At 34.4% G+C, this 24,058-nt stretch carries 22 protein-coding genes; 5 read left to right on the top strand and 17 right to left on the bottom strand.

Annotation, left to right across the window (positions count from 1 at the left end; translation table 11 throughout):
* Positions 1–29: 29 nt before the first annotated feature.
* The 13 genes from AC3WRL_RS05615 to AC3WRL_RS05555 all read right to left on the bottom strand — a co-directional run bounded on the left by AC3WRL_RS05615 (position 30) and on the right by AC3WRL_RS05555 (position 13,894).
* Entirely contained in the window at positions 30–803 is a 774-nt protein-coding gene (locus AC3WRL_RS05615) for a hypothetical protein (protein WP_214833160.1), read from the bottom strand.
* Between the two features lie 3 nt (positions 804–806).
* Positions 807–1,169: a hypothetical protein gene (locus AC3WRL_RS05610; RefSeq protein WP_214833158.1), complete on the bottom strand. Its 363-nt coding sequence runs from the start codon at positions 1,167–1,169 to the stop codon at positions 807–809.
* Positions 1,160–1,720 carry a LemA family protein gene (locus tag AC3WRL_RS05605; RefSeq protein WP_214833156.1) on the bottom strand — a complete coding sequence of 187 codons (561 nt, stop codon included), beginning with the start codon at positions 1,718–1,720 and terminating at the stop codon, positions 1,160–1,162. Before AC3WRL_RS05605 ends, AC3WRL_RS05610 begins: the two co-directional genes overlap by 10 nt.
* Before the next feature lie 6 nt (positions 1,721–1,726).
* Positions 1,727–2,812 carry a hypothetical protein gene (locus tag AC3WRL_RS05600; protein WP_214833154.1) on the bottom strand — a complete coding sequence of 362 codons (1,086 nt, stop codon included), beginning with the start codon at positions 2,810–2,812 and terminating at the stop codon, positions 1,727–1,729.
* A gap of 179 nt (positions 2,813–2,991) precedes the next feature.
* Positions 2,992–4,884 carry a molecular chaperone HtpG gene (gene htpG / locus AC3WRL_RS05595; protein WP_492329884.1) on the bottom strand — a complete coding sequence of 631 codons (1,893 nt, stop codon included), beginning with the start codon at positions 4,882–4,884 and terminating at the stop codon, positions 2,992–2,994.
* A gap of 231 nt (positions 4,885–5,115) precedes the next feature.
* Complete coding sequence (gene recA, locus AC3WRL_RS05590) at positions 5,116–6,123, bottom strand: recombinase RecA (RefSeq protein ID WP_214833150.1); 1,008 nt, start codon at positions 6,121–6,123, stop codon at positions 5,116–5,118.
* A gap of 175 nt (positions 6,124–6,298) precedes the next feature.
* Positions 6,299–7,495 (bottom strand): oxygenase MpaB family protein, encoded by a 1,197-nt coding sequence (locus tag AC3WRL_RS05585; protein ID WP_214833148.1) that lies wholly within the window; start codon positions 7,493–7,495, stop codon positions 6,299–6,301.
* Positions 7,496–7,574: 79 nt separating this feature from the next.
* Complete coding sequence (locus AC3WRL_RS05580; RefSeq protein WP_492329883.1) at positions 7,575–8,354, bottom strand: LuxR C-terminal-related transcriptional regulator; 780 nt, start codon at positions 8,352–8,354, stop codon at positions 7,575–7,577.
* Positions 8,355–8,770: 416 nt separating this feature from the next.
* The gene (gap, locus tag AC3WRL_RS05575; protein WP_214833144.1) at positions 8,771–9,775 is read right to left on the bottom strand and encodes a type I glyceraldehyde-3-phosphate dehydrogenase; all 1,005 of its coding nucleotides are present in this window, start codon (positions 9,773–9,775) and stop codon (positions 8,771–8,773) included.
* Positions 9,776–9,803: 28 nt separating this feature from the next.
* The gene (pfkA, locus tag AC3WRL_RS05570) at positions 9,804–10,790 is read right to left on the bottom strand and encodes a 6-phosphofructokinase (protein WP_214833142.1); all 987 of its coding nucleotides are present in this window, start codon (positions 10,788–10,790) and stop codon (positions 9,804–9,806) included.
* 82 nt (positions 10,791–10,872) lie between these two features.
* Complete coding sequence (locus AC3WRL_RS05565) at positions 10,873–11,739, bottom strand: DUF4846 domain-containing protein (protein ID WP_261511036.1); 867 nt, start codon at positions 11,737–11,739, stop codon at positions 10,873–10,875.
* Between the two features lie 82 nt (positions 11,740–11,821).
* On the bottom strand, positions 11,822–12,580 hold the full coding sequence (locus AC3WRL_RS05560; RefSeq protein WP_492329882.1) for a TIGR03915 family putative DNA repair protein: 759 nt from the start codon (positions 12,578–12,580) through the stop codon (positions 11,822–11,824).
* Positions 12,581–12,634: 54 nt separating this feature from the next.
* Entirely contained in the window at positions 12,635–13,894 is a 1,260-nt protein-coding gene (locus AC3WRL_RS05555) for a putative DNA modification/repair radical SAM protein (RefSeq protein WP_492329881.1), read from the bottom strand.
* A gap of 146 nt (positions 13,895–14,040) precedes the next feature.
* On the opposite strand from AC3WRL_RS05555, the gene AC3WRL_RS05550 reads away from it, so the two are divergent.
* From AC3WRL_RS05550 to sucC, 4 genes are all read left to right on the top strand, one after another.
* Complete coding sequence (locus AC3WRL_RS05550) at positions 14,041–15,369, top strand: hydroxymethylglutaryl-CoA reductase, degradative (RefSeq protein ID WP_261511038.1); 1,329 nt, start codon at positions 14,041–14,043, stop codon at positions 15,367–15,369.
* Between the two features lie 198 nt (positions 15,370–15,567).
* Positions 15,568–15,954, top strand: coding sequence for a DUF423 domain-containing protein (locus AC3WRL_RS05545; protein ID WP_214833134.1), 387 nt, complete (start codon positions 15,568–15,570; stop codon positions 15,952–15,954).
* 5 nt (positions 15,955–15,959) lie between these two features.
* A complete protein-coding gene (locus AC3WRL_RS05540; protein WP_261511039.1) occupies positions 15,960–17,237 on the top strand; it encodes a chloride channel protein in 1,278 nt (425 codons plus the stop codon).
* A 131-nt stretch (positions 17,238–17,368) separates the two neighbouring features.
* Entirely contained in the window at positions 17,369–18,559 is a 1,191-nt protein-coding gene (sucC, locus tag AC3WRL_RS05535) for an ADP-forming succinate--CoA ligase subunit beta (protein WP_214833132.1), read from the top strand.
* Positions 18,560–18,621: 62 nt separating this feature from the next.
* Here sucC and AC3WRL_RS05530 read toward each other — a convergent pair whose 3' ends face one another.
* Positions 18,622–19,500, bottom strand: coding sequence for a mechanosensitive ion channel family protein (locus tag AC3WRL_RS05530; protein WP_214833131.1), 879 nt, complete (start codon positions 19,498–19,500; stop codon positions 18,622–18,624).
* Positions 19,501–19,598: 98 nt separating this feature from the next.
* Here AC3WRL_RS05530 and AC3WRL_RS05525 point away from each other — a divergent pair, with 98 nt between their 5' ends.
* Positions 19,599–20,234, top strand: coding sequence for a peroxiredoxin (locus AC3WRL_RS05525; RefSeq protein WP_214833130.1), 636 nt, complete (start codon positions 19,599–19,601; stop codon positions 20,232–20,234).
* 100 nt (positions 20,235–20,334) lie between these two features.
* Here the strand turns inward: AC3WRL_RS05525 and AC3WRL_RS05520 are convergent, their stop codons facing one another.
* The 3 genes from AC3WRL_RS05520 to AC3WRL_RS05510 all read right to left on the bottom strand — a co-directional run bounded on the left by AC3WRL_RS05520 (position 20,335) and on the right by AC3WRL_RS05510 (position 23,877).
* Positions 20,335–20,928: a hypothetical protein gene (locus tag AC3WRL_RS05520; protein ID WP_214833129.1), complete on the bottom strand. Its 594-nt coding sequence runs from the start codon at positions 20,926–20,928 to the stop codon at positions 20,335–20,337.
* Positions 20,929–21,090: 162 nt separating this feature from the next.
* Entirely contained in the window at positions 21,091–21,606 is a 516-nt protein-coding gene (locus AC3WRL_RS05515; protein WP_261511040.1) for a hypothetical protein, read from the bottom strand.
* 84 nt (positions 21,607–21,690) lie between these two features.
* Entirely contained in the window at positions 21,691–23,877 is a 2,187-nt protein-coding gene (locus tag AC3WRL_RS05510; RefSeq protein ID WP_492329880.1) for a TonB-dependent siderophore receptor, read from the bottom strand.
* Positions 23,878–24,058: the final 181 nt, after the last annotated feature.

Below are 24,058 nucleotides of genomic sequence, written 5' to 3'. Positions count from 1 at the left end.
AAGGATAAAACAGATCACTGTTTTTTTACTTATTTAGAAATTCTTCTCTTTATCTCAGATCTTCTGTTTAATTTAATGACTGACTTGTCTTTTGAGAAAAGCATTTTCATATATCCAAAAAAAGCAGGAATTAAAATGGTAACAAAAAGACTGCATATTCCCAATGCCCAAATTGGCATGTCATCTCTTTTTCCTTGAAAATACTCCCATATCACCCAGGACATTACCCCTATAAAAAAAAGCATTGCAAGTGGAAAGACGATATATACCACAAATCCTAAAGCAATACGGAGAACGATTGAGTAATCTTTACCCACAGCATGTAAGAATATTGCTGATACAGCTAAACCCAGGACGAAAAAGAAAAGAAGAACTGCGCCAACAACAAGCTTTTGCGTTCCAAAACTTAGATTTGTCACGGTTTTATCTCCGTTTTCGTATCCTATTGTAATCATTTTTCCAATTTCGACAGGATCACTTCCACCATAGTTCAGAGGTTTTTTGATCAGTAGGTTATTACTGTCCTTAAATTCCACCACTGCACGATATGTATCTTCAGAACTTGAGGCTTCATGCTCTACAACCCGGGCTTCATACTTAGTTTTGAATAAAAGGGAGCCGATGGTAGAAGAACACATTGCAACAAGTCCAAAGAACAGGGCAGATAATGCATAAACAACTACACCTTGAAAAACAACGGTGAGCAAAGAGATTTTTTCATCTTTCGACTTCTTTTTTCGGTAATTCATAAAAAGAATAAAAGCTGTAAAAGCCAACGGTATGTATAACATGAAATTTCCCATCAATTAAAATTTTCGATTTTGTTTATCTTTTAATTTTGATGCCTCTTTTATAAAGTTTACAGTTTCTTCGGTATTAAATAGTGTGTAGACCGTTACACAAAGTAAGATAGATAAATAAATGAGACTAAGTTTCAACTTATCAAAACCAACAAAAGCCGAGAAAAAAACAAAAGGAATAAGTATGATAATAGATAATCCGAAGGTGAGAATAATAAACTTCAGGATCTTTTTTATAAAAAAAACATTTTTAAAAATACCGTATAAACCAAACAATCCAAAGGTGAAAACCGGAAATCCAATAGCCAGACTTCCAAAAAATTTTTGAGAATTGATAAAACTGCCAATAATACCTAGATCTATTTCCATGATAATGTTTCTTTGCTGTTATGTATTTCTGACTCAGAGAATTTCAACATTTCCTTTTTTTGATAGTTCATCATTTTGGCGAAAATAAAATCAGGAAAGACTTCGATACCCGTATTATATAAATTTACAGATTCGTTGAAATATTCTCTTCGGTCTGCAATGATGTCTTCCAGCTCACTTAATCTTTTCTGAAGCTCAAGAAAAGACTGAGTTGCTTTTATCTCTGGATAGTTTTCTACGGTAATCATAAATGACTTAAGCTTGCTATCGATATGTTCTGCAATTTTCATCTTTTCGTTGTCTTTATTGGAATTAAAATACTGAGAACGGAGTGAAACCAAGTCTTTAAGGGTGGTATTCTCATAAAGAGCAGTTGCTTTCACTGTTTTTACCAGATTAGGAACCTCATCCGCACGTTGTTTTAAAACCACATCAATGTTGGCAAAAGATTTTTGCATGTTATTTTTTAATAATACCAATCGGTTGTAGGTGTTGATTAGAAATGTAACCAGTCCAACGCTAACGATAATTAAAATTAAAAGTGAAATCATATTTAGTTATTTCTTTATGAACCAGTCAAAAGGATTGGACTGAAAGGTTTCTTTCCAGTTTTTTTGTTCTATAATAATTTTATTTCCTACCATCCTGATTGGTGTAAAAAGAATGAATGCTGAGAAAATAGCTATAAAAGATAAAGTAGTTAATGCTCTTAATTTTAAAGGTCTCCATTTATTCGAGAAATTAACAATATCTAATGGTGCAATGCCGAAGACATTCTTGTTTTCATCAAAACGGAAAACCGATTTTGAACCTTCATAAAAAGCCTGACCTATTAAAAGGAAATCCGTTTTTTCGTCAATGATAAATTCCCGGTATCGACGTCCCAGATCTTCTCTGGAATTTGTAGCTGAAAAATTAAGCCATTGCAACTTATCCGGGATAATTTCTATTTTCCCTGTCTCGTCTTCGATGTGGAAGTTTTTAATTTCAGTTTTCCTGGAAATTTCGTGGTATGAAGTTGAGGTTCTGCCATCATCATCTCTGGAAGTACTTATTTCATCAACAGTGTAAATGTATCCTACACATGGAGTATCTGTATCGGGAGAAATAACCGTTTCTATAGCCTTAGCCCTCCCTGAAATTTCAGCAAGACCCATAGCAATACTTTTTATAGTTGAGGTCGGCAAAGTCCTCTGGTAAAAATAAAACCTGTTTTTATTATTGGGAAGTAAAGAGCTTAAGATGATCAGAAAAAAAATAATAAAGAAAGAATAGATTCCCAGATAGAAGAAAGCTAAGTAAGCAAAAAGAGCTAAAAATGCACCGCCAATAATTTTCCATACAGGAGTCTTATTTTTTCGTTGTTCCCTGAAAGATTCTATGGTCGATTCTATTCCGTTTTTAATAAAACCAATGATGGCCATTATAAAAACGGATACAAATAATCCGATAAAAATAATTCCTGATTCTTTTGGGACAAATAAATAAGCAAGGATTAAAATAACCGGATCTATAATGAACATCAACCAGCTTGGCTTTAAATTCACATTAAATATTCCGGATAAAATTAAAGTATGGAATAAGGCAATCCCTAAACTGAATAGGACTAAGAAAGGAAGAATTTCAGGAGAGATCTCAAACATTTATTAGGTTTTGAACAAATGTAAGAATATTCGGTAAAGAATTAAATATCAATTACAAATTGACAAAAACCTTACAGCTAAATAAAATTAAAGCGAGATGAATCTATGTACTCTTACCAGAAAAGGAAATACAGTATAATAAAAAAGCGGTACAGATCATCTGTACCGCTTTGATTGTATTATTTCTCAAGCTGCTTATAACTTCTTTGAATGAAGTCTGTAAGATCTTTCCCTTTTAGTAAATTTTGAGAAAGCTTAGCGAGGTCTAATGCATATTTTATAAGATTTTCTTTTTCTTCAGGGCTCTCTGTTTTCAGGATCTGACCAGCAAATTCACTATTTGAATTCACAGCAAGATTGTACATCTCAGGGAAACCTCCCATTCCGAACATTCCGCCTCCACCGGTTGCCTGCATTTCTTTCATTCTTCTCATGAATTCTGGTTGCGTAATAGTAAAAGGTGCATCCGTACTATCAAGGTCTTCCAGCTGAACAGTGAACTTTTTATCACTAATTGTTTCCTCAACATTCTTTTTCAATGATTCCTTTTCAGTATCATTCAATTTAGAAATAACAGGCTCATCCTTCTTGATCAGATTATTAACGTGATCTGCATCCACTCTTACAAATGAAATTTTCTCTTTTGAACCTTCAAGCTTTTGAATAACGTGAGGTGCGATTGGAGAATCTAACAGAAGAACCTCATAGCCTTTGTCTTTTGCAGACTGAATATAGCTGTGTTGTTCATCAGCATTGGATGCATAAAGAATGATCAGATTGCCGTCTTTGTCAGTTTGTATCGGTTTTACTTTTTCTGTAAGCTCATTCCATAAGAAGTAAGTTCCATCAACAGTAGGGTATAAAGTAAACTTATCAGCTTTTTCATAGAATTTCTCTTCAGAGATCATTCCGTATTCAATTACGATCTTGATATCATTCCACTTTTTCTCGTAGTCTTCACGGCTTTCATTGATAAGAGAAGCCATTTTATCAGCTACTTTTTTAGTAATGTAAGAAGAGATCTTTTTTACTGCGCCATCAGCTTGTAAGTATGAACGGGAAACATTCAACGGGATATCCGGAGAATCAATTACTCCACGAAGAAGCATTAGGAAATCAGGTACAATTCCTTTTACCTCATCAGTAACGAATACCTGATTCTGGTATAACTGGATTTTATCCTTTTCAATATTCAGGTTGTTAGCCAGTTTAGGGAAAAACAATACTCCTGTAAGGTTAAATGGATAGTCAACATTCAGGTGGATATTGAATAATGGTTCTTCAAACTGCATAGGATATAGCTCGTGATAGAACGCTACATAATCCTCTTTCGTTAGATCACTTGGAGCGATCGTCCATGCTGGATTTGGATTATTGATAATATTGTCCACTTCTTCCGTTTCAGCTACAGCATCTTCTGCCGCGTCTTCAGGTAGTGGAAGTGTATGCGTTTTAGTACCGAATTTAATCGGAACAGGCATGAACTTATTGTACTTTAATAGTAATTCACGAATTTTTGATTCCTCAAGAAATTCTGTAGAGTCTTCTGCAATATGAAGAATAATTTCAGTTCCTCTTTCAGTTTTATCTGCAGTTTCCTCAAGAGTAAATTCAGGACTTCCATCACATATCCAACGAACAGCAGGTTCATCACGATATGACTTTGTAAGAATTTCTACTTTTTCAGCAACCATAAATGCAGAATAAAAACCAAGACCAAAATGTCCGATAATTCCTGAATCTTTTGCGCTGTCTTTATATTTTTCTAAAAATTCTTCAGCTCCGGAAAAAGCAACCTGATTGATGTACTTTTCAACCTCCTCTGCAGTCATCCCGATTCCCTGATCAATAATACGAAGTGTTTTTTCTTCCTTATTGATTTTTACTTCAAGCTTAGGATTTCCATATTCTACTTTAGCTTCACCAATGCTTGTTAAGTGTTTTAACTTTAAAGTAGCATCAGTGGCATTGGAAATTAATTCTCTTAAAAATATTTCGTGATCACTGTAAAGAAATTTTTTGATAAGTGGAAAGATATTTTCCACAGAAACATTAATATTTCCTTTAGTCATAATTTTTGGGTTTTAAATTTCCTATAATTTCTCAAAAAAAATACCATACCAAGGAAAGTGACAGATTGACAGGCTTACCTTAATTTAAAAATTTAAAAATTTAAAAATTAAAATAGATAAGAATTAAAACGCGTTTATATATGAATATGATGATTAATCAGAAATAAGTAAACTTTATTATAACAAAAAAGACAGCACGATGGCTGTCTTTAATTATAGTGTTTTGAAAAACTATTTTACTTTGGTTTTCAATTCTGCCTTGATCTTGTTTTCAAGTTCCTCAGAAAGTTCAGGATTGTCTTTCAGAACATCTTTTACGGCATCACGCCCTTGTCCTAATTTTGTTTCTTCGTAGCTGAACCAAGAACCGCTTTTCTTAACAATTCCTAATTCAACAGCCTGGTCAAGAATTTCTCCTGTTTTAGAAACCCCTTCTCCATACATGATATCAAATTCAGCCTGTTTGAAAGGTGGAGCTACTTTATTTTTAACAATCTTCACTTTCACACGGCTTCCAACTGCTTCATCGCCATTTTTAATCGGTGCACTTGCTTTTCTGATATCTACTCTTACAGATGCATAGAATTTCAAAGCATTACCCCCTGTTGTCGTTTCAGGATTTCCAAACATGACACCTATCTTTTCTCTCAACTGGTTGATGAAAATTACGGTACACTTTGTTCTTGAAATAGTAGCCGTTAATTTTCTTAATGCCTGAGACATCAATCTTGCATGAAGACCCATTTTTGAATCTCCCATTTCGCCTTCGATCTCCGCTTTTGGAGTAAGAGCCGCAACAGAGTCAATAACAACAATGTCAATAGCTCCTGAACGGATAAGATTGTCAGCAATTTCCAAAGCTTGCTCACCGTTATCTGGCTGCGATATAATTAAGTTTTCTAGATCAATACCTAATTTTGAAGCATAGCTTCTGTCAAAAGCATGCTCAGCATCAATAAATGCTGCAATTCCACCTGCTTTTTGAGCTTCCGCAATAGCGTGAAGAGTTAAAGTTGTTTTACCAGAAGATTCAGGACCATAAATTTCAATGATTCTTCCCCTTGGGTATCCGCCTACTCCTAGTGCAATATCTAATCCCAAAGATCCAGAAGGGATAACTTCTATTGTGTTATCAACAGAATTATCTCCCAATGTCATTACCGTTCCTTTTCCGTATGTTTTATCTAGTTTATCAAGCACTAATGCCAATGCTTTTTTCTTATCTTCAATGTTACTCATTTCTATAAAATAATTTCTCAAAAGTACATAATTTTGGAATCAAAAACTAATATTTTTCTATTTCAAAATCTCTTTTTAACGTTAAAAATCCAATAAATCCGATTGGCTAAATAAGTGCTATCTTATTCTGAATGAAATGATAGGATACCTAAATTATAGTTTAAGACAATTTGGTTTAATGAAAGTTGGAAGCTGCTGTAATTCTTAGGTAATCCTCCAGAACCTTGAGATGTTTTTTATTGCCGGCTTCAATTCGTGTATTACGGCTTATCAAGGTATTGTAAACTTTGTTGATCATTTTTTTTACTACTGGAAATGCATTCTTATTGGAAACATCGGGTATGCTTAACCGTTTGCACACTTCATCATCCAAAAGATACCAGGTGCAGCAGATATGGAGATATCTCAGATTTTTTCTTTGAAACTTAAACTTTAATATGGGATTCTCTAAAGATTCATTCAGGAGAGAGTGGGCGAGAAGTGCCGAATCTTTATCCGAAGGTGGCTGAATAGCTGTCCATAAATAAAAATATTCTGTAGCCTGCTTTTTATTATCAGGTAAAAGACTCTCCGGTATACCCAATAAATATCCAACATATTTCCAAAGATGGAAAATACCCAACTCTTCTTCCTTAGAAAAAGTGTTTCCCAATTTTTGTAAACTGTGTAGAAAAACCAGGCTAAAACCAATATAGGTTGCCATCATATCCCATGAATTAATGGGTTCACCCCAGTTCTCAGTATCCCAGTTTTGATAATGTTTTTTAATAGAAAGTCTGGCGTAGGAGTGAATAAGGCGAGTTTTGATGGCGAATTCATAACCTTTAGAATGGATTTCTAACGCATTATAGCGAGTAGCATTAACCCAAAAATCAAGGGTTTCAGAAAGACGTTTTACAGCTCCTTTTTTTAAAGCTTCAGTTACAATAAGAGGTTTGTTGAGGTAAGCATAATCGTAACCGCCGATTAAACAATAATCCCGCAAAGAAATTAAGGCATCCAATCCGCTTCTCATACAAAGTTCAGCACCACTTTTCAGTAAATCATCATTCAGCCATTCCGGTTTTCTTTGAGTTTCTATGAAAAGTTTTTTTACACTTTCTGGTACATTGTCATCTTGTAAAACTCCATTACGAATATAGTGTTCAATCTCTCGTGATGCTTCATGAAACTTTTTAGTCAGATAAACATCTTTTACAACCTGGTCACCAATTTCATCTACGTGATAGAAATACGCTGCAAATTTTCCAAAATCTTTGAAACTTATTTCTGCTCCGGAAAACTCAATAAGCTGTTTTCCATTTCCTTTTTCCCAGAAGTCTTTGAAATGAGGTGAATTTTTAAAACGTGGTTGTAAAATAGGTCTTTCCATCTCTTATAAAAGTACAAGTTTTACACCGAAATGTATGAGTGAGATTTATCAGTTGGAGAAATGTTTTTTTATATATACATTAAATAATACCCCATTCGAAAGCTTTTTTTAAAAGTTCTTTGCCGTTCCTTGAATTGGTTTTAGTTAAAATGTTTTTGCGATGAGAGCGAACTGTATGTTGTGATAAAATAAGTATATCCGAGATCTCTGTACCCGAATAACCTTTTGCAATGAGAGATAGTACCTCCACTTCCCGTTTAGTTAAGCTTTCCAAACATTGATGGGTAGCTAGAAAAGGATCTTCTATTTTAATCTGGTGGAAATCATTTCTTGGGCCTATTCCTGACACCAGCACGGTATACGGATTTTGTTTGGTAATGTGATTAATGTTGGTATGTATATTAATTGCCTGAATAAGATTACCATTCTCATCTTCCAGTGTAGGCATCGCCTGATGATGGAACAGTTCATAATTTCCTTTTGCTGTTTTCATCCTGAAACAGTAGCTGGATTTAAGATAAAGATGGTGTTCTACACCTATTTCCAACATTTTTGTAATAACAGCCTGCTCTGCTTTTATAACAAAAGGAATATCTTCTGGATGGGTAAGATCAATGACTTCTTTTAAATTTTCCGGAAACTTCTTTAAACCATGCAATTTTAAAATATTTTCATGGTGGTGAGAAAGGGTACTGTTGGTAAGATTCATTACATAATAGTAAAACTCCCCGATGGCAAACATTTCACCTATGATACGCTCGATAGGAGGCTTTTTCAATATTTCCTTCTTCTCTTTCCTGGTACCTGGATAAGTATTCCAAACCTCGATTAATGGATGTTTTTTTTCAGAATCTTCCATGAATATTGCTTTGTTTTAAAAATAGTTAAAATTTTCTTAAAAAATCCCCCCAAAGGGGGATTTTTTTGCTTTGAAAAAAATGCAAAATTTGTTGTAAACTAATAACCCTGAAAACTTAATTTCCAAAACTGTTTTAGAAATTTTATTTTAATTGTCATTTTAGGTAATTTAATTACAATTCGGAAATATATTAATTTATTAAATTAAAGTAATTATAAAGTAGTATATTATTTCGTAATATTTATTTTTTAATGAATATTTAAACATATATCCTTTTGAGTGTATGTGCAGTATGGAAAAAAGTCTTCAGGAAAATAATAGTTTATACTTTCTTTATTAGTTGTTTGGAAATGATAAACTAAAAACCCCGCTCAAATTCTGAGCGGGGTTTATATATTTAATTGCTTAGTTAATTACTATAAAGAAGCAGCGTGAACAAGCATATCAACTAATTTGTTAGAATAACCCATTTCGTTGTCATACCAAGAAACAAGCTTTACAAAGTTAGGTGAAAGCATGATACCTGCATCTTTGTCGAAGATTGAAGTTCTCTTATCTCCTACAAAATCCTGAGAAACTACTGCATCTTCAGTGTATCCAAGAATACCTTTTAATTCTCCTTCAGAAGCTGCTTTAATGGTAGCACAGATTTCATCGTAAGAAGTCGCTTTTTCAATTCTTACTGTAAGGTCTACTACAGAAACATCTACTGTTGGTACTCTGAAAGACATACCTGTTAGTTTTCCGTTCAATGAAGGGATTACTTTTCCTACTGCTTTAGCAGCACCTGTAGAAGAAGGAATAATATTGTTAAGAGCAGCTCTACCACCTCTCCAGTCTTTTACTGAAGGGCCATCTACTGTTTTTTGAGTAGCTGTTGTAGCGTGTACTGTTGTCATTAGACCTTCAACAATTCCAAAGTTATCGTGGATAACTTTAGCTAAAGGAGCTAAACAGTTTGTAGTACATGAAGCATTAGATAAGATTTTGATATCATCTGTAAGCTCTTTGTGGTTTACACCCATTACAAACATTGGTGTATCATCTTTAGAAGGAGCAGAAAGGATTACTTTTTTTGCACCCGCATTAATGTGAGCCTGAGCAGTATCTTTAGATAAGAAAAGACCTGTAGATTCTACAATATAGTCAGCTCCTATTTCATTCCACTTTAGGTTGTTCGGGTCTCTTTCTGCAGTTACTCTGATTTTTTTCCCGTTTACCACAAGATCGTTACCTTCTACAGATACCTCACCTGGGAAGATTCCGTGTACAGAATCGTATTTTAACATGTAAGCCATGTATTCTGCATTGATAAGGTCATTGATTCCTACTACCTCAATGTTGTCTCTTTCAGTCATTGCTCTGAAAACAAGACGTCCAATTCTACCAAACCCGTTGATACCTACTTTAATTGTTGACATAATATTTTGATTTTTACAATTATAAAAATTAGATTGCTAATATTTCTGAGATCAATAAAAGATCTTTATTAATTTCGTTATGTTTTTTAATGGCTTCTTCAATCGGTGTATAAACCATATCATTAGATCGCATTCCAGCCATTACATTCGTTTTTCCTTCCATTAATCCGACTACAGCTCCATAACCTAATCGACTTGCCAGTACTCTGTCTGCACAACTTGGAGAACCACCTCTCTGGATATGTCCCAAAATAGCAACTCGAATATCGTAATCAGGAAACTCCTGCTTGGTTTTCTCTGCAAGTTCGTAAATATTTGCTAGTCTTTCGCCTTCTGCCACCACAACGATGCTGGAAGCTTTACCCGTTTTTTCAGCATTTCTGAACGTTGCAAAAAGCTCGTCTATGCTGTCTTTTTTCTCGGGAATCAGAATATCTAAAGCACCGGTTGCTAATCCGCTATTCAGAGCGATAAAACCAGCGTCACGACCCATTACCTCAACAAAGAAAACTCTATTGTGAGAAGTTGCAGTATCACGGATCTTATCAATGGCTTCCATAGCAGTATTTAAAGCCGTATCGTAGCCAATAGTATTGTCGGTACCGAAAATATCATTGTCAATAGTTCCCGGAACTCCAATTACTCTGATGCCAAATTCTTCATTGAAGATCTTTGCTCCGGTAAAAGTTCCGTCCCCACCAATACAAACGATGGCCTCAACACCGTGTTTAACACAGTTATTGTAAGCTTTTTTACGGCCTTCTTCAGTTCTAAATTCTACGGATCTGGCGGACTTTAGAATGGTTCCACCCTGGTTGATTATATTTTTTACGGAACGTGGTCCCATTTTTAAGAAATCATCGTTGATAAGGCCATTGTAACCTTCTCTTACTCCGTAACATTCGATATCATAGTAATTTGCCGTTCTTACCACCGCTCTTAATGCGGCATTCATACCCGGAGCGTCTCCTCCGGAAGTAAGAACTGCAATTTTTTTTACAGCACTTTCTTTCATCTAGTAAAAAATTTCGAACACAAATTTACAAAAACAAGTTCAGATTATAGTAGTAACTTGACAATAGTTTGGATATAAATTTTTAAAAACTTCTAAAATTTGTTGGTTTAAAAACATATCTCGCAGTTTTCGTCTCTGGAGCATTTACATCCAAATCGTACCATGGCGAAATATTTTTATCAAAAGGATTGGAAAGAAGGTGGATAGATTGGGCTGGTGTGAAGCCTTCGCTTAACAAAAATAGGCTTTTACCTTCTTTATTTCTGCATATTCCGGTTATCAATACAACATGTCCTGGACTACCGGCTGTTATTAAAATATCCCCGGTTTTTAAGTCTGTATTTTTTGTAATTGGTGTAGTTTCTTTGTTTAAAGAAATGGTTCCTGCATAATTAAAGATCAATTCTAGATAATTCCTGAAATTTTGATAAGAATCGTCGAAACTAGCTGTTTTCCTAAAGCTTACAGAATTACCATTTATATAGGCTCTTATTCCATTTTTATAATCATTCCAACTAACCAGATCTCCGTTGGTAAAATGGAATTTTATGTCATCAAATTTTTTTATTTTGAATAAATACTCAGCCCTTAGTCGAATGACTGCATCAGCACATTGTTGTAAATCTTTATTTCCGGTATCTATATCAAACACAGCTTCATGAAGATGCTGGGTGGAAATAGGAGTTCCGTCATATTTAAGGATTGGACTTTCATAAGGTTTTAGTTTAAAGTTTTCGAGAAAATATCCAAATGTTTCTGGCTTTTCATTGATCCATTCGTAACCATCAGGAGTAGAAAATCTATTCTTGATGGTATTTTTATCTTTATTGATTGTAACTAAAGTTTTTGGAGCTGAATTTTCTTTTGTGCCACTTTTGATACCTGAGGTTTTATCATTGTTACAACTTAGAATTGTTGTTAAAGTGATTGTTAATAGTATTTTTATCATCATAGTTCATTTGCCTAAGCATGTTATCAAATAGTTGGATTTAAAATCTGCATTTTATCTGCAGGAGGACCTATTGTTGAAATTAACTCTTCTCTGTCAGATACTTCCAATACCTTCTTGGAACATGCTGAATATGAAGTTTTAAATTCTTTCTTTCTACAATGTTTGTTTTAGTGAAATAACGCTGCCAGAGTTTTTGATACTGTGCTTCTTCTTCATGGAATTTCTGTTGATACTGATCTAGGTTTAATTTTTCATCGGGATAGAAGAAATCACAGTTTTCAAGATCATATAGGATCCCATAATTTCTTCTGAGATCATAAATCATCCATTTCTGGTCCTGATATCGGTCTTTAAAATGTTTTCTGATCAGCGGGATCACATTGAAATCCGTGTCTATTTTTGCAAAGAAAACACCATCCTGCATTTTTTCAAACCTTACAAAAGCGGTCATCCGATGTCGTTCTCTATCTACAGATTTACAGATCTTTGAGATTTTTAAAATATCATTATCAGCATAATTTTGAAGGATATTTTCTACGGGATGTTGAATGGATTGTTTTATGGCAGATAAAATGATTTGTTCTGACTCTGGGTCTTCTGATAAAAAGACTTTTAATAATTGATTGATTCCGGATTTATCTATATTTTGTTCCAGTTTACTTAAAACCCTTTCTGCTTTATCATTTTGGGTGATTACCTCGTGTATTTCTGCAAAAATATTTTCCTGATGAAACCTTTCTCTATTGAAAATTTCCACATCTTTATAACGGTATTCGAATACTTCAAATACCGCAGTTAAAAGTCCGTCAAAACTGCCGTCATAGAGTAGGGTGATCATTATTTAATATAGCAATGTAAAAGTTTCGTGTTCATTTCTGAAAAAAAATAGTGTCTAAAACAAAGTAAGTTGCTGCGAAAACTGATTTTGAAATTTGGAAGAGCTTCCGCCAATAAGTAGCCTTCTGAAATTCTTATCGGTAAGATATCTTAGGTACATATTTCCAGCATCAAAGTCAATGAAATATTTTGCCCTGTTTACAGCGGCTCCCAGTTTTTTAAGATGATCGATGTTTAAGACCTGAAAACGTCGGGCATGAACGATTTTTTTTGCGGTCTTTACACCAATCCCAGGAATTCTAAGAATCATTCGATAATCTGCTGTTTGCAGGTTTATGGGAAATTGGTTCAGATTTCTGAGTGCCCAACTTAATTTAGGATCAATCTCAAGATCTAGAAACGGCATATTGGGATCTAGAATTTCTTCTGCTTTAAATCCATAAAATCTCATTAGCCAGTCAGATTGATATAATCTGTTTTCCCTCAACATCGGAACTTCTGTTGTTAAGGATGGTAATCTTTTATCTTCTAAAACGGGAACATATCCTGAATAATAAACTCTTTTAAGATTAAAATTTTTATAAAAATGGTCAGCGACTTTTATAATCTGGAGATCATTTTCATTGGTCGCTCCCACAATCATTTGGGTGGACTGTCCAGCTGGAGCAAATTTTGGAACGTTTCGGAAGATTTTCTTTTCGTCATTATACAGCGAAATTCCATTTTGGATATATCGCATTGGACTGATCATATCTGCTCTGTTCTTTTCCGGAGCAAGTAATTTTAATCCACTTTCAGTTGGAATTTCAAGATTTATAGATAGCCGATCTGCATATAAGGCGGCTTCCTGCATCAGTTCATCACTCGCTCCAGGAATAGATTTTAAATGAATATATCCATTAAAGTTTTCTTCCAGACGCAACTTTTTAGCTACTCTTACCAAACGCTCCATGGTAGTATCAGCATTTTTGAAAATACCTGAACTTAGGAAAAGTCCTTCAATATAATTTCTTCGGTAAAAATTTATAGTTAAATCAACCACCTCTTCCACCGTGAAGGCTGCTCTTTTGATATCATTGGAGCTTCTTGAAACACAATAAGCACAATCATAAATACAATGATTGGTTAAAAGAACTTTGAGAAGTGAAACACATCGTCCGTCTTCTGTATAGGTATGACAAATTCCGCTTATGGAACTGTCTCCTAAAGCCCCTTTTTTGTTCTTTCGGGTACCTCCGCTTGAGGAACAGGAAACGTCGTATTTCGCTGCGTCAGCAAGGATTTCAAGTTTTTCTTTTAGACGGTCAAAGTTCATTTGTTATAATGTAACGTCGGTTTAACGTCATGAATTTAAGATCAAATGTAATTCCAAAATTGAGAAATGTCAGGCTTTTTAACATAAAGTTATCAACAGAATAACGCATCAAAATCATTATATTTACGGTTCTTTAAAGTTAAACTATGAATCATCAACCGATTGAAGGTTTTTCCAAGTTGACGAAACAAGGGAAAATGGACTGGCTCGTTAATGAGTATCTTGACGGAAACCAGGAATATCAAAATATATTGCAACAATACTGGAACGAAAATACTGATCTTCAGAAACTTCATGATGAATTTTCCGAAAATACAATTTCCAATTTTTATATGCCTTACGGAATTGCTCCGAACTTTTTAATAGACGGCAAGCTAATCGCTTTGCCAATGGCTGTGGAAGAAAGTTCGGTAGTAGCAGCAGCATCTAAAGCGGCTAAATTCTGGATCGATAAAGGAGGTTTTAAAACAACGATCATTAATACAGAGAAACTGGGACATACCCATTTTATATTTAATGTAGAGGCTCACAAATTGTTACACTTCTTTAATTTTAAATTGAAGAAAAAGTTATTTGAAGCTACGGAAGCAATAACAGCCAACATGAGAAACCGTGGTGGTGGAATTTTAGATATCAAACTGGTAGATAAGACCACTGAGATGGCTAATTACTACCAGTTAAAGGCAAGTTTTGATACCGTAGATTCAATGGGAGCTAATTTCATTAATTCTTGTCTTGAGCAATTTGGAAAGACATTGAAAGAAGAAGTAGCAAAAGAAGAAGATTTTAACCAGGAGGAAAAAGATTCTTTACAGATCGTTATGAATATCCTTTCCAATTTTACGCCTGATTGTATAGTAAGAGCTGAGGTTTCCTGTAAGATTGACGATCTGAAAGATGATAGTGGAATTTCTAACGAAGAATTTGCCAGAAAATTTAAGCAGGCGGTAACCATTGCTGAAATAGAACCGTTTCGTGCGACAACCCATAATAAAGGAGTCATGAATGGGGTAGATGCTGTAGTAATTGCTACAGGTAATGATTTCAGAGCAACGGAAGCTTGTGCTCATGCATATGCTTCGCGAGATGGGCAGTACAGGTCACTGACTCATTGTACTACGGATAATGGGATATTCAGATTCTGGATTGATCTTCCTATTTCTGTTGGAGTTGTAGGAGGGTTAACAAATCTTCATCCTTTGGTAAAATTCTCCTTAGCACTTCTTGGTAAACCATCGGCTCAGGAATTAATGAGTATTCTTGCAGTATCAGGATTGGCACAGAATTTTGGAGCACTCCGTTCCTTAGTGACAACAGGAATTCAAAAAGGACATATGAAAATGCACTTACTGAATATTTTGAATCAGATGGGTGCTACAGAAGATGAAAAACAACACTTTGTCACTTACTTTAAAGATAAAACGGTAACTCATCATGAGGTTATCAATGAATTTAACAGATTAAGGGCCCAATAACATGTTTGGAATTGTATTGTCAGCTTTTATGTTGTTGTTCGGGATCTTTCTAAGCATTACTAAAAATCCGGGTTTTGCAAAGAATAAAAAATTAGCCTGGGTTTTTATTGCCATTGGAGCTTTAGCATTGATATTCAAAATTGTAAACTATAAATAGAAAACAGATTTTCAATTGATCTGTTTTCATAAATTGATAAAATGAAAACAATTACTTTAGTATTTGGTGCCGTTTATGGCATGCTGTCGGTAATTTTAGGTGCATTCGGCGCGCACGCTTTAAAGAAAATTTTATCCGTTGAAAGACTGGAAAGTTTTGAAACTGGTGTAAGATACCAAATGTATGCTGCTTTCTTTCTATTGATTGTAGGGTATATTTTGAAATTTGAAACCTCATCAGAAAAATGGGTTTCCATATTAATGATTGCCGGCACCATGTTATTTTCATTCAGTATTTATTTTCTGAGCCTTCAGGATTATTTAGGTGCTAATCTTAAATTTTTAGGACCAATTACACCACTTGGAGGATTACTAATGATCCTTAGCTGGGGGATGCTTATTCTTTATTTTGCTAAAAATAAGATATAGTTGCAATGAAGATCAACAGAAGAAGGAGGTTAATAAAAACGTTCAATCTTTTAGATCAGCCTATAAAGTTTAATCCTTTTGTATTCAGCCGGACTTTTTTCATGTGGGCACTTACTGGATTGGTGGGCGGTGTGATCGCAGGATTATATTGGATCGTTCTTGAACATTTTACGGAATTTTTAGCACAGTATCAGGGATGGATGGTGATACCAACCATGGCAATCTGCGGATTGTTGGCAGGCCTTGTGATTCATTTTATTGGTGATCCCGGAGAAATCCATTTGATCGTTAATAATATCAGATTTAATAAAGGAAAGCTTGATCCTAAAAATAATCCTTCAATGATTTTGTCATCACTTTTTTGTGTGGCTTCTGGAGGGAGTTTAGGTCCAGAGGCACCATTGGTCCAGGTTACGGGATCTACAGGAACCTGGCTGGGAAAGATTTTCAGATTGAAAGGTGAAGAACTGCGTTCTCTAAGTATTGCAGGAATGGCTTCCGGTTTTACAGCTTTGTTTGGTGCTCCACTTGGAGGGAGTCTTTTTTCACTCGAAATATTACATCACAAACATGCGGTAGAATATTACAGAGCGATAATACCGGCATTGGTTGCTAGCTGCTTTAGCTATGTCATGTTTGCATTGATCATTCACTTGGGTATTGGAGCAACATGGGATCTGAAGGCTTACCATTATTCAGGGGTCTACGATTTTGCCTTCGCTTGTCTGTTTGCGGTTGTAGCTACTTTCGTTGGATGGATCTTTATTTTTGTAGTTAAATTTTTCAAGAAAGTTTTTGAATACAGAAACTTTCCGATCTATATTAAGACATTAGTTGGCGGAATTATTTTAGGAATTATCGCCTATTATTTTCCAATTACAAGATACTTTGGACATCATGAAGTCAATGAACTTATCGGGGGGAATTTTGGATTAAAATTTTTAATTTCGGTTTTGATCTTTAAAATTTTAGCCATAGCCATTACCGTAACTTCTGGTTGGAGGGGAGGCTTTATCATTCCATTATTCTTTGTGGGAACTACTTTAGGTTTAATCATTCATCATCTTTTTCCTTCTGTAGATACCACGTTGGCAATAGTAAGCTGTATGGCGGCAATCAACGCCTGTGTCACAAGAACTCCTATGAGTACGACTATTATTTTGGGGACCTTAACTGGGTTTACTTATTTTGTTCCTATACTTTTTGCGAGCTTAACAGGATATTTCCTGGCGCCTAAAATTCCTTTTATAGGTTCACAGTCTGAAAAATTAACTGAAGAATAAAGAAAATTTCTAAGACCTGTTAAAAATCAAGATGCTTAACCTTTAATTTTTGGACTTAGAATCTTGAACTTCCATGTCTTTTTAGTAAATTTGTCAACCTTTAAAATTTAAAATAAAATAATAAAAATAATATGAATCTTCACGAGTATCAATCAAAAGAGATTTTATCAAAGTACGGAGTAGCAATACAACGTGGTTTCGTAGCTAATAATGTAGACGAAGCTGTTGCAGCTGCTGAAAAATTGACTGCTGAAACCGGAGCACAAGCTTGGGTTGTAAAAGCGCAAATTCACGCAGGTGGTCGTGGTAAAGGTGGTGGTGTAAAGTTCTCTCCAAATATGGATAAACTTAAAGAAAATGCACAGAACATCATCGGAATGCAGTTGGTAACTCCACAAACTTCTGCTGAAGGTAAAAAAGTAAACTCTGTTTTGGTTGCAGAAGACGTTTATTATCCTGGAGAATCTGAAACTAAAGAATTTTATGTTTCTATTCTTTTAGATAGAGCTGAAGGTAAAAATACAATTGTATATTCTACTGAAGGTGGGATGGATATTGAGCACGTTGCAGAAGTAACCCCTCATTTGATCCACAACGAACTTATTGATCCTGCTTTAGGTCTTCAAGGTTTCCAGGCTAGAAAAATTGCTTTCAACCTAGGTCTTGAAGGAAATGCTTTCAAAGAATTTACAAAGTTCATTACTTCTTTATATAACGCTTACGTAGGAATTGATGCTTCTCTTTTTGAGATCAACCCTGTATTGAAAACTTCTGATAACAAAATTATCGCTGTAGATGCTAAAGTAACTTTGGATGGTAACTCATTGTTCCGTCACAAAGATCTTGAAGCTTTAAGAGATACAAGAGAAGAAGATCCTATGGATGTTGAAGCTGGTGAAGCTGGTCTTAACTTCGTAAAACTAGATGGTAACGTTGCTTGTATGGTAAATGGAGCTGGTCTTGCAATGGCAACAATGGATATCATCAAATTATCTGGTGGTAGCCCTGCAAACTTCCTTGACGTTGGTGGTACTGCTGATGCTCAGAGAGTACAAACTGCTTTCGGAATTATCTTGAGAGATCCAAATGTAAAAGCAATCTTGATCAACATCTTCGGAGGTATTGTAAGATGTGACAGAGTTGCCCAGGGTGTTGTAGATGCTTACAAAGCTATGGGAAGCTTACCTGTTCCGTTGATCGTAAGATTACAAGGGACTAACGCTGTAGAAGCTAAAAAATTAATTGATGAGTCTGGTCTTCCAGTACACTCTGCAATTACTTTAGAAGAAGCTGCAAACAAAGTAAAAGAAGTTTTAGCATAAGCCTGAAATTTTTAAATAAATAAAAAAACCGTTTCAAAACTGAAACGGTTTTTTTTATTTTTCTATTGATTTCCTGCCAGATTACTGTCTCCACTTGTAATACTGATACTTGTTGGGGTAACAAGTAAGATATTATCGGAATCGAGGCGTTGTTTGATCTGTAAATAAGCATCACTCTTAACACGGGTGATATTAGCACCTACAGTCATCCAGAATTTAGCCTGAAGATTAAATACTCCCTGTTTAAGATCTGTAAATACAACTTCAGCGGTATCCAGTTTATCGACATATTCTAAGCCTTTTATGACTTCTAAGATTCCTTTTTGAGCTTTGTTGATATCTTCATCTGCAGGAATTTCAAAATTCAATATGATTCTTCTCTGTGGTGAAGCGGTAATATTTGAAAACGGAGAATTGAAAATGACCTGATTAGGAATATATACTTTTTTTCCGTCATCCGTAATTATTTTTGTAGTAAGAAATCCAATCTCCTGTACAGTCCCGGAGTTGGTTCCGATAGATACATAATCACCCACCTTAAAAGCTTTATCAATTCCTATCAGCATCCCAGAAAATATACTGGATACAAGATCTTTTAATGCAACCCCGGCAATCACCCCGGCAACTCCTAAACTTCCGATAAATTTCCAGAGAAAGCCACTGAATCCCATTATTTCTAAAGCTATAAAACTTCCCATCATCATAATGATGAATCGAAAAACAGCTAGTAAAGTAACCAGAGAACTTTCTTTTTGGCTTTTGGGAAATAATTTATGGAAGACCTTAACCGCAATCTTACTCAGATATTTACTTGTAAATAAGAAAAAAGAAAAAACCAGTACTCCAACAATCAATTTAGGGGTAAGTTCTGCAAATTTCAGATACCAGCTTTGCAAGACTTTATAGACCACATCAACATAACTTAAACCAATTTTCTCCATGTATTAATTTTTTTTTAATCTAATATATAATTTTTCATCAAAAAATTTGCCAGTTTGAAAAAGTCTACTAAATTTGTAGACTATAAAAAGAGAATATTATGTCAATTAAACTAGGAGATTCCGCGCCAAACTTTCAGGCAGAAACAACTGCCGGTGATCTTGATTTTTATAATTATCTGGGAGATTCCTGGGGTATTCTATTCTCACACCCTGCAGATTATACTCCTGTTTGCACTACCGAGCTCGGTTTTACTTCTAAACTGAAGTCAGAATTTGAAGCAAGAGATACAAAAGTAATTGCGCTGAGCGTAGATGGAGTGGAAGATCATCAAAGTTGGATCAAAGATATTAATGAGACACAGAATACAGAAGTTCAGTTCCCGATTATCGCAGATAAAGACAGGAAAATTTCAGAGTTGTATGATTTTATCCATCCAAATGCTTCAGCGACTGCTACAGTTCGTTCTTTATTGATTATTGATCCGGCAAAAAAAGTCCGTTTAATTATTACTTATCCGGCATCCACTGGACGGAATTTTAATGAAATTATCCGAGTTCTCGATTCTCTTCAGTTAACAGATTCTCATAAAGTAGCTACCCCTGTAAACTGGAAAAATGGAGAAGATGTTATTATACCACCATCCATATCAACAGAAGATGCTCGTAAAATATTCCCTAAAGGAGTTACAGAAATAAAGCCATATTTAAGATATACACCTCAACCCAATACGTGATTTATTTGATTTTTTATAGTTTAGTTTTAATTTGTACGAAAAGTGCCTCGAAATTCTTCGAGGCACTTTTATGTTTTGTAAAAGCTAATCTTTTTACAGATTAATTTTTTACGTCGTTCATAATTTCTTTTCCTTTAGATGTAGGTAAATAAATACTAAATCCAATATTGAAAGTTAATGTAGATGTTAAACCTTCATTACCAAATCCTGCAACACCATTGTATTTAACCAGACCTTCAACACCGATGTTAGGTGTAATGAAATAAGAATATCCAGGACCAGCACCAAAATCTAAACCTGTTGTAGAATTACTACCTTCAGTAGATGTTCCTCCGATACCAACATTACCTTCAAAGAACCAACGTCCGTGGTGTAAAAGATTATTTATACCTTGTTCTCCTGGCGATACATAATAACGTCCTAAAGCACCAACTTTATATACAAAATTTGTAGGTGTTCCCTTTGTAACTTTATTAAAACCTAAATCAACATAACCACCGACAGCGATATTATCTTCAATAAAATAAGCTGCTTTCGGTTGTAAAGAAATGTTGTATCCGCCACCTGTATTAAGACCAAAATTACTAGCTACAATACTACTACCAACCATCCAGTTACCTTTTTGAATCTGAGCATTCATTGTTGTAGCTAAACCAGCCACTGCTAGTATTCCTGTTAAGATTAGTTTTTTCATAATTTATAATTTTTAATAATTAATGTTTATTATTCTATAGATGGTGAAAATCAATAAATGTGCCATAGTACTCATTTTTAGCTAATTTTACCAAATTAATGTTAAATTAAGAAAAATGAAAATCCAATTTTAAAGGGCGTTTCATTAAGTATTTTATAATTTCTAAATAAAGACCAATATAATAGAAATGATAAGTCCCGCAACAGTAAAAATCATTCCCCGTTTGAAGGCTTTTGTTTTTGGATTGAACATCCAGAAGCTGGAAATAACAAAGAAAAATAAAGCGACTCCGAAAAAAGTATTGAGTGGTGATAGGGTATCTTTAGACTGTGCTTTGTGAAGTTTTGTCATCTTATCAAGTACAAAAGGCAACTCTTTTTTTACATATTTTGCTTCACCGGTTGTCATATTGTAAGCTCCCTGCTTAAAATATGCGATATTGCCAACCTTACTTTCTATTTCAAAATTTTTAATCTTTAGCTCTTTACCTAATGCTTTTTCAGAAAGATCTTTACCGACAATTGTACTGTAATTTTTTTCTTTTTTTAAGAGGTCCGTATCCCTGTAAACGAGGAGAACACCACTTACTCCGTAAACGGCCATAATTCCTGCCAGAAAATAACCCAAATATCGATGGGTAATCCTCATAAAACTTCTTGTATCCTTTATTTTATCCATATCTATTGTTTGTTATTTAAAAAAGTGAAAGCTGCAAAAATGCAACTTCCACTTTAAATGAAAAAATAATTTATGTTATTATTTTTAAAGTTTGTAAGTCAATGTAAAGTAATAGTTTCTTGGAGTTATTGGATTTACAGAGTAATTTTCATGAACGTTGTAACTCAGAGTATCAAATAGGTTTCCTACTTTTCCTTGGATCGTAAACCTTTTCCATTCATATCCTAAACTAAAATCTACTGTGGTAAAACCATTGACGTCAATCATTCGTGTAGTTTGGCTTTGCCCTTTCACATCATTCCATCCAGCTTTTCTGTCTCCTGTATAAAATAGGGATGCTCCGACTTTCAAGCCTTTAGCAAAATCAGTAAAAGTATAAAAAGCAGATGCGTTAGTAGTAAACGCTGGAGTTCTTACTAATCTTTGGTCTTCAACAAAACCATTACCTGGGGTTTTAGTATAAACAGCATTATTATAAGAAATCCCCCCTATTAAAGATAGATTACTCATTGGGTTTCCTGTAATGTCCAATTCCACCCCTCTGCTTCGGATATTTCCTGCATACACTCTATATAGGGCAACAGATCCACTTGGTAAATAAGGTGCAGTATAAGTGTCTCTATTGTTAATTTGATAAGCTGTTAAATTCACTGCTAATGCATTATTCCACAGATTTTTCTTAATTCCTACTTCATATTGATCTACAGTAGAAGCCTTTAAGGCACTTCCTGATTCATCAAATCCTGTGTTTGGAGCAAATGAATTAGTATAAGTGGCAAAAACAGAAAGATTTTCATTAGGATTGTAAATTAAACCAAATTTTGGAGAAAACGCAGTTTCTTTAGTACCACTATTTTGCGTTGGTTTTTCTTCATTTGTTAAAAAGTTTTTCACTTTTGTGTCATCATTCTGGATACTGGACCAACGTAAACCAGCTAGAACTTTAAATTCCTTTGTTAAGCTTATTAAATCCTGCGCATAAAAACCATATCTCGTTGTATTTATCCTATTTCTAGATGTTCTGCTTGTGTTTGGCATTGGACCTTCATTAGTCCATGTTGACGGATTATTGAGGGATAATACAACAGGTGTATTCGTGTCGATTTTATAAGCATAAGTGTCTGCTATTCCATAGTCTCCGTCAGTTCCAAATAAAACTTTATGATTAATGCTTCCCGTATTAAATTCACCATTCAAATTCACTTGTAAAGAAGTATAATTTTGTTCCGTATAACTTCTTCCTAATGGTCTGGTCCAAGTTGGATCTAAATTATTTATTGACGAATTATAAGTCCACTGTACTCTTTCTGTAGAGAAGTAATCTTTTGTATAGTTTTGGTACGAAGCAACTGCGTTCAATGCCCATTTATTGTTAATTTTATGATTTAAAATAACATCTGTAGTAGCTTGTTGATTGGTTTGATATTGCCAGCCTGTTCCAAAAAATTGTTTTCTGTTGACTTCTGTTGCAAGTCTTGATATTCCTGTAGCATTATCTGTAACACTTCCTATTCCAAAATCAGGAGTGAAAGTATGGTATAAATAATCTCCTTCTACAATAAGTTGAGTGTTTTCACTAAGGTTAAATACAAAAGAAGGATTAAAATAATTCTTTTTAGATTCGATGAGGTCTCTGAAGTTTTCAGCATATTCATATGCACCGTTTACTCTGAAAGCAATATTTTTACTTAAGGGACCATAAATGTCTACTGTAGGTTTATATGAATTCCAGCTTCCTGCACTGAATCCAACCATACCTCCAAAATCAAATTTTGGCTTTTTCGTAATAAGATTTATTATTCCGCCAGGACCCACATTCCCATAAAGCATAGCATTTGCTCCTTTTAATACTTCCACTCTTTCTAGACCACTTACTTCGGGAAATACTCCGCTATTAACTCTTGCTCCATTTTTGAAAATATTATCATTCCCAAAAGTAAAACCACGACCACCAAAACTATCTTGAGAGCCTCCTCTTGCAGAAGTAAGATAAAGTCCGTTTACATTTTTTATTACATCACTTAATTGCTTGGCCTGCTGTTGTTCAATTACTTCATGAGTAACTATGGCAATGGGCTGCGGGTTCTCCATTACCGTAAGGTTTGACTTTGTAGATAATGATTTAGCTTTATTTGGATTACCTGTTTTATGGAGATTTACGTCTTCAATAGTTTGAATTCTGATAGTGTCGGTTTCAGATTTATGTCCCATTTGCGCACTTAGCGAAAGGGATATTATCATAAAACCTAAAGTAGTAATTTGTCTTTTCATTTTGTTTTATTTAGAGTGGGTTTAAATAACGCGCAAAAGTAAGTATTTAGCATATCATTATTTAGAATCAATAAAAATGATTGCAGTGATATTTATCATGTTTTAATAAATGATGAATTATTACTATATCAATTATAGTAGTCACAGAGAAAATTTTTCTCAATATCTTTGTTAAAAAATA

This window comes from Chryseobacterium sp. FW101-FHT12H09 (assembly GCF_058790395.1).
This window is presented reverse-complemented; position numbering and strand designations above follow the sequence as displayed.